Source organism: Xanthomonas axonopodis (assembly GCF_001304695.1).
In the GTDB taxonomy this organism is placed as follows: domain Bacteria; phylum Pseudomonadota; class Gammaproteobacteria; order Xanthomonadales; family Xanthomonadaceae; genus Xanthomonas; species Xanthomonas axonopodis.
The window spans coordinates 1-12,049 of sequence record NZ_JFAQ01000014.1; the positions used below are offsets into that span (position 1 = coordinate 1).

At 65.7% G+C, this 12,049-nt stretch carries 11 protein-coding genes and 1 pseudogene; 11 read left to right on the forward strand and 1 reads right to left on the reverse strand.

The window, feature by feature from the left end:
- Nucleotides 1-147: 147 nt before the first annotated feature.
- The 11 genes and pseudogenes from XAXN_RS01355 (at nucleotide 148) to XAXN_RS01405 (ending at nucleotide 11,768) form a co-directional block, all read left to right on the forward strand.
- The gene (locus XAXN_RS01355) at nucleotides 148-588 is read left to right on the forward strand and encodes a hypothetical protein (protein WP_054318210.1); all 441 of its coding nucleotides are present in this window, start codon (nucleotides 148-150) and stop codon (nucleotides 586-588) included.
- A gap of 9 nt (nucleotides 589-597) precedes the next feature.
- Nucleotides 598-1,431 (forward strand): ankyrin repeat domain-containing protein, encoded by an 834-nt coding sequence (locus tag XAXN_RS01360; protein ID WP_134980433.1) that lies wholly within the window; start codon nucleotides 598-600, stop codon nucleotides 1,429-1,431.
- 26 nt (nucleotides 1,432-1,457) lie between these two features.
- Entirely contained in the window at nucleotides 1,458-4,301 is a 2,844-nt protein-coding gene (locus tag XAXN_RS01365; protein WP_054318212.1) for a Tle-like phospholipase domain-containing protein, read from the forward strand.
- A 7-nt stretch (nucleotides 4,302-4,308) separates the two neighbouring features.
- Nucleotides 4,309-4,764, forward strand: a complete 456-nt coding sequence (locus XAXN_RS01370) for a hypothetical protein (protein WP_054318213.1) — start codon at nucleotides 4,309-4,311, stop codon at nucleotides 4,762-4,764.
- A gap of 50 nt (nucleotides 4,765-4,814) precedes the next feature.
- Nucleotides 4,815-5,060, forward strand: a pseudogene (locus XAXN_RS01375) (FHIPEP family type III secretion protein); the annotation flags it as partial.
- Nucleotides 5,061-5,739: 679 nt separating this feature from the next.
- The gene (gene flhF / locus XAXN_RS01380; RefSeq protein ID WP_054318215.1) at nucleotides 5,740-7,431 is read left to right on the forward strand and encodes a flagellar biosynthesis GTPase FlhF; all 1,692 of its coding nucleotides are present in this window, start codon (nucleotides 5,740-5,742) and stop codon (nucleotides 7,429-7,431) included.
- Complete coding sequence (locus tag XAXN_RS01385) at nucleotides 7,418-8,302, forward strand: MinD/ParA family protein (RefSeq protein ID WP_042822297.1); 885 nt, start codon at nucleotides 7,418-7,420, stop codon at nucleotides 8,300-8,302. Before flhF ends, XAXN_RS01385 begins: the two co-directional genes overlap by 14 nt.
- Complete coding sequence (locus XAXN_RS01390; RefSeq protein WP_005918198.1) at nucleotides 8,299-9,066, forward strand: RNA polymerase sigma factor FliA; 768 nt, start codon at nucleotides 8,299-8,301, stop codon at nucleotides 9,064-9,066. The genes XAXN_RS01385 and XAXN_RS01390 overlap by 4 nt, the downstream gene beginning before the upstream one ends.
- A 22-nt stretch (nucleotides 9,067-9,088) precedes the next feature.
- On the forward strand, nucleotides 9,089-9,481 hold the full coding sequence (gene cheY, locus XAXN_RS01395; RefSeq protein WP_054318216.1) for a chemotaxis response regulator CheY: 393 nt from the start codon (nucleotides 9,089-9,091) through the stop codon (nucleotides 9,479-9,481).
- A gap of 38 nt (nucleotides 9,482-9,519) precedes the next feature.
- Nucleotides 9,520-10,107, forward strand: coding sequence for a protein phosphatase CheZ (locus XAXN_RS01400; protein WP_425511808.1), 588 nt, complete (start codon nucleotides 9,520-9,522; stop codon nucleotides 10,105-10,107).
- Nucleotides 10,108-10,109: 2 nt separating this feature from the next.
- Entirely contained in the window at nucleotides 10,110-11,768 is a 1,659-nt protein-coding gene (locus XAXN_RS01405) for a chemotaxis protein CheA (RefSeq protein WP_054318218.1), read from the forward strand.
- Between the two features lie 144 nt (nucleotides 11,769-11,912).
- Here XAXN_RS01405 and XAXN_RS01410 read toward each other — a convergent pair.
- Nucleotides 11,913-12,049: integrase core domain-containing protein (locus tag XAXN_RS01410; protein WP_054318219.1), on the reverse strand; the 137-nt coding region annotated here is incomplete at its 5' end.

Below are 12,049 nucleotides of genomic sequence, written 5' to 3' on the forward strand. Positions count from 1 at the left end.
AATCGGGGGGACGTCGCTGCTACAGCACGGCTACCAGCGCCCTCCCCTGCCTGAAAGTTTTCGCAGCATGCGCAAAGCCTTCGGCTTCCCCTCCGAAGAAAAAGACATCCCACTCCTCTGATCGACCACTGAAGAAGGAAGTTTCAGATGCCCACTCTTGCAGCACATCAGCAACAGCTTGCTTTGCTTGAGCAACTGCGCGCCAGTCGCGACCCACAGGTACAACAGCAGGCCGAGCAGCTACACACCTTCTACCACGACCGTAAGATGGCCGGGCTGGCAGACGATGTTTACGACTCGGCCAAGGGTGAGGGACAGCCGGGTACAGGATGGATCCACGCCAGCGAACATCTGGACAAGCTGCGCGAGTACGCGCCGCAGCTGAATATGACGGATGATCAGATACGAGACTTTCTGAAGCCTGACAGCTCAGGCTTCCGCGCCGAGATCTACCTCCCCGACCCAGTCGCCCCCGGCCCTGGCTACTCAACGCACAGGCCGAGCGCCTGGCGCAGGCCACCTGCACGGGCTAGGCTAAGGCCATCTGTGGCCAGCAGAAAGGCGTTGGTCGCCTTGACCGCTTCATAAGGATGCGATGTGCCTCACCTTTTGCGAATAGCGCTGCTCTCCTTGGTGTTGATCTGCGCCAGCTGCGGCGGCGTGTCGCTACCTGTGCCGGCGCAGCAGTCGGCGTATCCCCTGCGCTCGTATTTTCCCGATCCCAAGGCACAGGCGCTGGCGCTGGCCGCCGAACATGGCGATGCCGCGCAAGTGCGGCGGTTGATGAAGGAGGAACACGTCAACCCCGATGTGATCTTCTCCAAAAACGGCTACCCGTTGCTGATGTGGCCCATCCTCACGCATAACCCGGAGGGATTGCGGGCGATGCTGGAAAATGGGGCAGACCCCAATGCACGCAAGCTACACCCGCAGCAGAATACGACGCGATTCAAAGGGCGCTACGAAGACAATGCGATGGTCTGGGCCGCAAAGCAGGAGGACCCGGTCTATCTGAAATTATTGCTCGATCATGGTGGCGACCCGAATACCCGTAACTCCAATGGCGAAACCATACTACTCCAAGCGTTCCTGACGCAAAACCAATGGGAGAACGTGAAGCTATTGGTGGAGCGTGGAGCAGATGTAAATGCAGAAAGCCAGGGAAGCTCCATCCTCCTTGATTATGCAGCAAGGGGTGGCTTTGAACAGTCCTATTGGCTTATCAACCACGGCGCCACTTTCAGCGACGAACGTATAATTGCAGCAGTCTTCTGGCACCCCGGCAACCCAACTGACCCAACCTGGCAACGCAAGTGCCAGCAATTCTTATTGCAGCATGGCATTCAACGGCCGCCGTTACCGGAAAATTACCGCAGCATGCGTAAGGCCTTCGGCTTCCCCTCCGAAGAAAAAGACATTCCACTGCTTTGATCACACACTGAAGAAGGAGTTTCCAGATGCCGACTCTCGCAGACCACCAACATCAGCAAAATTTGATCGCACAACTGCGCGCCAGCAGCGACCCTCAGGCGCAGCAAATGGCTGCACAGCTGCAAACGCTGTATTACGTGCGCGAGATGGCAGGGCTGTCCGACGATGTCTACGACTCGGCCAAAGGCGAAGGACAGCCGGATGCCGGATGGATTCGCGCCAGCGAACATCTGGACAAGCTGCGCGAGTACGCGCCGCAGCTGAATATGACGGATGATCAGATAAGAGACTTTCTGAAGCCTGACAGCTCAGGCTTCCGTGCCGAAATCTACCTCCCCGACCCAGCCGTCCTCGGCCCTGGCTACAAGCCGACAATCGCCTTCAAGGGATCGGCCGGCGAAGTCCTGACGCCCGATGGGCTACGCCCCACCGGCAGCGAAGATTTTGTCGCCAACAACTTCCCGCAGTCGGTGGGCTTGAAGACCGATTACTACGACCGTGCGATGCGTCTTGCGTCGATCTTGAAGCGAGAACAGCTCGACTGCGACGCAGCCGGCCACTCCCTCGGCGGCGGCATGGCCTCGGCAGCGGCGGCGGTGACAGACATGCGCACCACCACCTTCAACGCCGCCGGCCTGCATCCGCTCACCGCGCAGCGGTTTGCGCAGGAAAACGGCTTGCCGGTCTACGACCCCAGGCAGAGCGTCACCGCCTACCAGGTGACCGGCGAGATCCTCAACGACGGCATCCAGCAGAACATCCATCGCCTGGATGTCTACCGACGCGCAGAACTCGGCGCGGTGTTGAAGGAAACCTGCACCGTGCTCGAGGAGTTGCCGCAAGGCAAAGCCCTGCTTGCCAGCCAACTGGACGCCACACTGCCGCCGCATGCGCAACCGGCCGTGCACGCGTTCCTGGACCGGCTGCAGCAAGGCGACACCGCGCAACTGTTGCGCGAGCTGCCGCTGGCGGCCGGCCAGATGCAGCCGCTGCTGGTCGCCAGGCAACACGCCGCCGGCGGTGCGGGCATCGTGGACCGGCCTGAACGCCTGTCGGTGCGCGAGGTCTCCAACTTCGCCGGCCCGGCACTGGATGTGCTGCTTGCCACCTCGCAAGCGGTGCGGGCGGGGCGCACCGTCGGCGAGGCGGTCGCGGGGTCGGGCAAATGGGTAGGCCAGGCACTGGACGCCTCAGGCGATCTGGCCCAGAGCGCGGCACACGCAGCAGCGCACGTCCGGCAGGGCACCACCCAGTGGCTGGGGGCAGTCGCCGGACAGGGCGTGGAACAGGCCGGTGCGCTGGCGGCACAGGGGCGGCAGGCCGTGGGCCAGGCGCAGGCCGGTGCCGAGCGTTTGCAGGGCCAGGTGGAAAGCGGCGCGGCCTCGTTGGGCGCGGCGGCGTTGCGCGGCCTTGGCGGCGTCTTGCCGCAGGAACTGGGCGCGCAGGTCAACGCACAAGCCGAGCGCCTGGCGCAGGCCGGCGCGGCCGCGCAACGGCGCGGGCAGGACGAGGCTGCGCAGACCGTGCAGGGCGCGGCCGAGGACGCCCGGCAGATCCGTCGACACAGCCATGCGGCAGGCAGTGCGTTCGACGCAACCGCCCGGCAACTAGGGCAAACCGAGCACGACGCGCTGACCGCAGCGGGAAACCAGGCCAATGCCGCGCTGGACACGACAGGGCGATATGCCCAGGCGCTCTCGGCGCAGGCACCGGAGATGTATGCCCAGCAGGCCGGCATGGCAACGGCCGTGCTCGCCACCTCCGCGACCCACAACCCGACCAGCGTGCAAGGCCTGCTCAACGTGGTCACAACAAGCGAATTCGCCACCCATTTGAAGGACAGCCTCAACGAAGCCAAGGAACGGCACCTGATGACCGAAACCGTGCTGCCCAGCATGGATGCGCTGATCCAGGACGTCGAACGCAAGGCGCGCACGCAGGTGGCGCCCGAGCAGGCGGCGCCCGCGCACCCACACGACACCGCGCTACGACCAGGCGACCACGGCACCGACGTGCTGGCGCTACAGGCCAGCCTGATCCAGCTGGGGATCAACGAACGGATCAAGACACCGATCCAGATCACGGGCATGTACGACCAGCCAACCGAACGTGGCGTGCAGGCGTTTCAATTGATGCACGGCATGGACGAAGTCAACGGCATCGCCGACCGCGCTACGCGCGCGGCAGTACAGCAGCATGCCGGCGATGCCATCGCCCAACGCGACATGGCGCCGAGACACGGTGCGCCCCAGCCGCAGGATGCAACGCGCCGCGCGCGGCTATCGCCTGAGGCGACGCAGGTGGCAACAACAGCCCAGGCACAGGAGCAATCGGGGCTGCACCCGCAACAACAGCAAGATGCGCTGGAACAACAGCGCCAATGGCAGTTGCAACAGGAGCGCGGGCGGCTGGCCGAGCAGGAAAAAAACCGGGATACCCAGCGCGACAAGGAGCAGGCATCGAGTGCCATCGACAGTCCTGCGCGTGACCAGCCCTCGCCCAGCCTGCGCGCCTTCAGCGACCCCGCGCACCCGGTCCATGCACTGTACGCGGACGTAAAAAGCCGCTTGGAGGACAAAGGCACGCCGCTGCCGGAAGACCGTCTCACCCAGGTTACCGCCGCGGTCTACCTTGAGGGCTTCAAGCCCGGCTGGCAGGGGCGGGGGGATGTGGTCAACGGCACCTTCTACGCACAGAACTACGACGACCTCACTGCGCGCACGAAGATGTCGCTCGCAGAACCGGCACCGTCCATCCAGGCCACGATGCAGGACGTGCAGGCACAGACCCTGGAAACCGCGCGGCAGCAGCAAGCGGTGGCGCAAGCCAAACAGAATGCGCCGACCGAGGCAGGGCCGGTCATGGGATAATCGCGTGATGATGAATCCATTCAAGCGCTGGCAAGAACGCCGCAGACAACATGCCATGGAAGAGTTGCAGCGGCAGGTTGGACTTTCCCTCAATCGCATCATCGATGCGCATGGCGATGCGACGCAGCCGCCAGAATCGCCAGCGGTGGAGTCGCTCTGGCTCAACGAACCGTTCCGTTCGATCACGACCCAGAATGTGGCGTATGGACAACATTTCCAGGCGATAGATTTCGTGCTGCAGATGCTGATCGTCACCCATCCCGAGCCCGAACTGCTACTGCGCACCTGGCAGAGCAATGTGACGCACCGGTCGGATTCGCAGTTCGACGAGGCCGCGCCGTTGGGCGATCCAGCGTTGAAGCAGACTGCGTTGAACGCCTGGCAGCAGGTCATCGAACACTTCAGCACATTCATTGAAGATGTCGCCAAGGCCCGCAAGGGGCAGCGACCGGAACGCGACTGACGCATCGCACGGTCGCCTGCATCGGCTGAGTTGCTCCGGAAGCGTCCTGACAGGAATCCACCCACGGCAACGGCGTGGCGCTGGAACCCGGGCTGGCCGAACGCCTGCACCAAAGCCTGGCCGATTGCGTGGGCAAGCAGGAAGCCCGCAACGAACCGGCGGTAGTGCTGGTCCCCGGCCAGGTGCGCGCCGCGCTGGCCCGCCTGGTGCGCCACAGCGTACCCAGCCTGTCGGTGCTGGCCTATAGCGAAGTCCCGGAGGACAAGCGCCTGAAGCTGGTCGGCACGATCAGCTGAGACCGCCCGGCGACAACGCACCCGTCGCGCGCCGGGCTTGCCGGGACGGCCCGTCGCGCCCGGGTGCGCTCCTACGACATTCAAGGCGATCCGAGAGCAGGCCGCCCACGCCAACACCACCGTAGGAGCGCGCCTGGGCGCGACCGGCTTACCGATACGCCCCACGCCGTCGCGCCCCTGTGCGATTCTAACCAAGCGATTCCCGCGCCCGGCCGGCAGCCGGCCAGCGATGGCTACCAGCCGGCAACCGACCAACGCACCCGGCGTCGGAAAGCCGCCACTGGCGCGGACCTCCAATCGATTGCATTGCGCTGGCCGCTTCGGCGCGTACCAAATGCGCCCGGCCGGACATCCGGCCTGCGAGCGCATTGGTCCGCACGGAAACGCCGCCACGGCGCCGCACCGCAGAAAGGTCAATCAATTCATTGACTTGAGGCCTTCAAGCCGGACCAGACGCACAGCGCCTGCCCTGCCCCGATGCGCCAACTCCACGCGCCGGAACCCTGGCACCGCGTTTTGGCACACCGCATGCATTAGCTCTGCCGAGACCACAGCCAGCACCACCGCTGCGGAACTGGACGAACGAACGGGACAGGCAACTCATGACGCTGGCAACACATCCACATTCATCGCACACCCGTCCGGCGTCCGGCGGGTCCCGTTCCTGGAGGCACTTCGCATGAAAATCAAACGCTTTGTGGCCCCGGACATGCGCACCGCATTCCGCATGGTGCGTGAAGAACACGGCCCGGACGCGGTGATCCTGTCCAACCGTCGCATTGCCGAAGGCATCGAGATCGTCGCTGCCAGCAATTACGACGAAGAACTCGTGCAGCGCGCCCTGGAAACCGCGCGCTCCGACACCCCGGCCTCCGCACAGCACCAGCAGGCTCCCGCTCAGCAGGCGCCAGCCCCGCAGGCCCCGACCAAGCCCGCCGCACCGGTGCACGCGCTGCTCAAGCCGTCTGCCGACGCCGAGGCCAGCCAGCGCCAGCGCGTCGCCAGTGCCGCCGACGACATGATCGCTGCCATGGCCCTGCGCCAGCCGGTCAGCGCGCCGCGCCAGGCGCCGGTCGCCGCCCCGGTGCGCACCGCCAGCATTCCTTCGCCCGCTGCCCAGGCACTCGCCCACGCGGTTGCCGTCACCGCCGCGCCGCGCCAGGAACACGCGCTGTCGGCCGTGCCGGAACAGTTGTTCGCCGACTTTTTGACCACTGCCCCGGTGCAGCGCCCGGCCGTCCCGGCCACGGTGGTGCAGACGCCCGCGCAGGTCGCGGCGGCGACCGTCGCCGCCCCCGCCTTTGCTGGCGCAGGCCAGGACGACGACGCCTTCGCCGATGAAGCCGACTTCGATCTGGACGACGCCCTGCCGCAGATCCTGCCGCCGGCCGCGCTGCCGCCGATCGTGGTTGCTCCGCCGGCCCTGGCCGCCGTGCCGGTTGCCGCCGCGCCCGCGCCGCAGAACGACGAAGAACTCAAGCAGCTGCGCGGCGAACTGGCGCTGATGCGGCAGATGATCGAGCGCGAAATGAACCGCCTCACCGACGAGCGCCTGCGTGGCTCCCCGGTGCGCGCCCAGGCGCTGGAACTGATGGACGACTACGGTTTCGATGCCGGCCTGACCCGCGATATCGCCCTGCAGATCCCCGCCGATACCGAATTGCACCGTGGCCGCGGCCTGATGCTGGGCTTGCTGTCCAAGCGTCTGCCGGTGGCCCCGGTCGACCCGCTGGAACGTGGCGGCGTGATCGCCCTAGTCGGCCCGACCGGTGCCGGCAAGACCACCACCATCGCCAAGCTGGCGCAGCGCTTTGCTGCACAGCACGCCCCGCGCGACGTGGCCCTGGTCACCACCGACACCCAGCGCGTCGGCGGCCGCGAACAGCTGCACAGCTACGGCCGCCAGCTCGGCATCGCGGTGCACGAGGCCGACAGCGCCGAAAGCCTGCTGGAGCTGCTCGAGCGCCTGCGCGACTACAAGCTGGTGCTGATCGACACCGCCGGCATGGGCCAGCGCGACCGCGCCCTGGCCGCCCAGCTGAACTGGCTGCGTGCCGCCCAGGAGGTCACCTCGCTGCTGGTACTGCCGGCCAACGCCCATTTTTCCGACCTCGACGAGGTCGTACGCCGCTTCGCCCACGCCAAACCCCAAGGCGTGGTGCTGACCAAACTCGATGAGACCGGCCGCTTCGGCAGCGCCTTGTCGGTGGTGGTCGACCACCAAATGCCCATCACCTGGGTGACTGACGGACAGCGGGTCCCCGACGACCTGCACCGCGCCAATGCCGCCAGTCTCGTTCTTCGTCTTGAAGATTTGCGGCGCGCTGCCGATAAGCCCTGTACTCCGGAGCACAACCATGCAGTCGCGTGAATACGCCAAGCTGACCAACGCCTTCCCCCTGTCGGCGACCCGTCCCGAGCCCTTGGGCCCGGTGCGCACCATTGCCGTGACCGGTGGCAAGGGTGGCGTGGGTAAAACCAACATCTCCGCCAACCTAGCCGTGGCACTTGCCGACATGGGCAAGCGCACCCTGCTGCTGGACGCCGACCTTGGCCTGGCCAACCTGGACGTGGTGCTGGGCCTGGCGCCCAAGTACACCCTGGCAGACCTGATCGCCGGCCGTTGCACGCTCGATGAAGTCATCATCGAAGGCCCCGGCGGCGTGCTGGTGGTGCCGGCCGCATCCGGTCGCCGCCACATGGCCGAACTGGCCCCGGCCCAGCACATCGGCCTGGTCAACGTGTTCTCCGAACTGGAACGCGACCTGGACGTGATGGTCATCGACACCGCCGCCGGCATTACCGACAGCGTGCTGACCTTCTGCCAGGCCGCCCAGGACACCGTGGTGGTGGTCTGCGACGAGCCGGCTTCGATCACCGACGCCTACGCGCTGATCAAGGTGCTCTCGCGCGAACGCGGCGTGGACCGCCTGCAGATCATCGCCAACATGGTGCGCGACCCCAACGAAGGCCGCCTGCTGTACGACAAGCTCTCACGCGTATGCGAAAAGTTCCTGGGCGATGTCTCGCTGAATTATCTCGGCCATGTGCCGCAGGACGACTGGCTGCGCCTGTCGGTGCAGCGCCAGCAACCGGTCATCAAGGCCTACCCCGCCAGTCCGTCGGCGCAGGCCATCGCAGAAATCGCACGCCGTACCTCGCGCTGGCAGGCCCCGACCGCGCCGCGCGGCAACGTCGAGTTCTTTGTCGAACGCATCATCCAACGGGGAGTGGCCGCATGAGCACCGCTACGGCAACCACGGCCAGCGCGCAGTACCGCGCCGTGCAGCGCAACAACGCCAACGACGTGGTGACCCAGCACGCCGACCTGGTCCGCCGCATCGCCCACCATCTGGCGGCGCGTCTGCCGGCCAGCGTGGAAGTGGACGACCTGATCCAGGCCGGCATGATCGGCCTGATCGAAGCCTCGCGCAGCTACGACTCCGAACAGGGTGCTTCGTTCGAAACCTATGCCTCGATCCGCATCCGCGGCTCGATGATCGACGAGATTCGCAGGGGCGACTGGGTGCCGCGTTCGGTGCACCGCCGTGCCCGCGATGCCGCTGCCGCCGTGCGCAAGATCGAACAGAACACCGGCCGCGCCGCCGCCGCCACCGAAGTGGCCGCCGCCATGGAAATGCCGCTGCCCGATTACCTGCGTTTGATGGAAGATGCCGCACGTGGCCAGGTGCTGAGCCTGGAATCGCGCATCGAAGATCACGGCGAGCTGGACACCACCGCCAAGGGTGGACCCAACCCGCAGCAGATGATGGAGCGTGGCGAATTCGGCCGCGAGCTGGGCAAGGCCATCGGCCAACTGCCCGAGCGCGAGCAGCTGGTGCTGTCGCTGTATTACGAGCAGGAATTGAACCTGAAGGAAATCGGCGCCGTGCTCGGTGTCAGCGAATCGCGCGTCTGCCAGATCCACGGCCAAGCAGTGGTGCGTTTGCGGGGCCGCCTCAAAGTCTTCGAACTGGCCGATGCCGGTGTCGAAATTGACGACTAATTTTTTGTGTTAGGAGCTTGATGTGAACAAGAACATGCGGATCCTGATCGTGGACGACTTCTCGACGATGCGACGTATCGTCAAGAACCTGTTGGGCGATCTCGGCTTCACCAATACCGCAGAGGCCGAAGACGGCAACAGCGCCCTGGCGGCCTTGCGTGCCGGCCCGTTCGATTTCGTGGTCACCGACTGGAACATGCCCGGCATGACCGGCATCGACCTGCTGCGCAACATCCGCGCCGACGCCAAGCTCAAGCACCTGCCGGTGATGATGGTAACCGCCGAAGCCAAGCGCGAGCAGATCATCGAAGCGGCCCAGTACGGCGTGAACGGCTACATCATCAAGCCGTTCACCGCGCAGACGCTGGAAGAGAAGCTGGGCAAGGTGTTCGAACGTCTGGCGGCGACCGCCTGATGAAAGCGACCGTGGAAACCGATGCCGAACGTGCTGCGTTGATCGAGCGCCTGCAAGGCGCGCTGGATACGCTGGAAAGCGGTGACCAGGTCGCCTGGCGTCGCGAGGTGGATCATCTCGCCGCCCTGCGCACGCGCCCGATGATGCAGAGCCTGAGCCGGCTCGCCCGCGAACTTGGCCAGGCACTGGGTGAACTGCCCACCGTGCCCGAAGAAGCCGGCGAGCTGGACGATGCCTGCTCGCGCCTGGACCACGTGGTGGAAATGACCGAAAAGGCCAGCCACCGCACACTGGATCTGGTCGAAGAATGCCGCGAGCTGGCCAACCAGCTGCGCAGCGGCGGGCTCAATCAGGACCAGGGCGCGCTGCTGGAAAAGATGCGCCACAACCTGACCGAACTCTCGCTGGCGCAGAGCTATCAGGATTTGAGCGGCCAGATCATCCGGCGCGTAGCCGGGATCGTGCGGCGTGTGCATGAAGGCTTCGGTGCGCTCGGCTTGCCGCCGAAGAATCCCGAGCCGAAGAAAGACGAAGGCGGTCTTGCCGGTCCTGCAGTCAAGGGCCTGGACCGTCATGCTGTGTCGCAAGACGACGCCGACGACCTGCTGTCCGGATTGGGGCTGTAACCATGAGTGCTGTTCCAGACGATATTGCTGCCGATTTCATCGTCGAGGCCCAGGAAATCCTGGATCGCCTCGGCGAACAGCTGGTGTCGCTGGAACAGGCGCCAGAAGAAGCCGACCAGCTCAACGCGGTGTTCCGCGGCTTCCACACACTCAAGGGCGGCGCCGGCTTTCTGGCGATCAAACCCATGGTGGAGCTGTGCCACGCCGCTGAAGAAACCCTGGGCATGGCCCGCTCGGGCCAGGCGGTGCTGCAGGCACATCACTTCGATGCCGCGCAACAGTCGCTGGATTATCTGCAGGCCATGCTGGATGCCATGGGATCGGGCGAAGCCGTGCCGCATGCACCGGCCACCTTGATCGCGCAGTTCGACGCCAAGAGCGCCCCGCCGGCGATCAAGGCCGCACCGCAGGCGGCCGCGGCCAAGCCGGTTGCTGCCGCACGTGGCGACGATACGCATGCGCCCGCCCCCAAGGCGGCCGGCAAGGCCGCGGCCAAGCCCGGCACCGAAGCCGAACAGACCGTGCGCGTGGACACCAAGCGCCTGGACGCCATCGTCAACATGATCGGCGAACTGGTGCTCTCGCGTAATCGCTTGAAGACCTTGCGCACCCGCCTGCGCGACGAAGAACTCGACCGCGCAGTCAGCACCCTGGACATCGCCACCGCGCGCTTGCAGACCGCGGTCATGCGCACCCGCATGCAACCGGTTAGCAAGGTGTTCGCCCGCTTCCCCAAGGTGGCCCGCGACGTCGCGCGCACCTTGTCCAAGGAAGTGGAACTGGAGCTGATCGGCGCCGAAACGGAGCTGGACCGCAATCTGGTCGAAGCCCTGGCCGACCCGTTGGTGCACCTGGTGCGCAACGCCATCGACCACGGCATCGAATCGCCTGCCCTGCGCGAAGGCACCGGCAAACCGCGTAGCGGCCATGTGCGCCTGTCCGCACAGCAGGAAGGCGACTACGTCAGTATCGAAATCCAGGACGACGGTGCCGGCATCGACCCGGAGCGCCTGCGCGAAATCGCACGCAACAAGGGCCTGATCGACGCCGAAGCCGCCGCCCGCCTGAGCACCGACGAGTGCCTGCACCTGATCTTCATGCCGGGCTTCTCGACCAAGGTGGAAGTCACCGACATCTCCGGCCGCGGCGTCGGCATGGACGTGGTGCAGTCGCGCATCCGCGAACTCAGCGGACAGATCCAGATCCAGTCCGAACTGGGCCGCGGCAGCCGCTTCATGATCCGCGTGCCGCTGACGCTGGCGATTCTGCCGACCCTGCTGGTGCAGGCCGGCGAAGCCGTCTACGCCTTGCCGCTGGCGCGCGTGGTCGAAGTGCTGCACGCCCCGCAGACCTCGCTGGGCTGGTTCGACGGCCGCGCCGTGCTCGACCGTCGCTCGCACACCTTGCCGCTGATCGACCTGCGCCAATGGCTGGGCGTCCCCGCCGAGCAACCGCCACTGCTGACCGTGGTGCTGCTGCAAGCCGGCGAAACCCGCTTCGGCCTGGTGGTGGACCAGGTGCGCGGCCGCGAGGAAGTGGTGATCAAGCCACTGCCACGCGCCCTGCGCGGCCTACCCGGCTACGCCGGCGCCACGCTGATCGGCGACGGCCGCATGGCGCTGATCCTGGATGTGGATGGATTGCGCTCCAGCGATCATTGATTTTCGGGAATCGGGAATCGGGAATCGGGAAGACGATCCTGGCTGCCTGATCTAACGACAACGGCCGCGTACTGCGGCCGTTGTCGTTTCACTACCAGCATCGATGCCGATCCGACGTCCCCCCGTCCTGAGTAGCGGCCGGGTTTAGAGTCCGGGGTTGATGATATCGGTATTGGCCAGCTGTTGGGCATACGCGGATGGCGTCATGCCGTCGATTGCCTTCTTGGGTCGCTCCTCGTTGTATTCGCGTCGCCAGCGCTCGATCTCGGTGCGTGCATGCC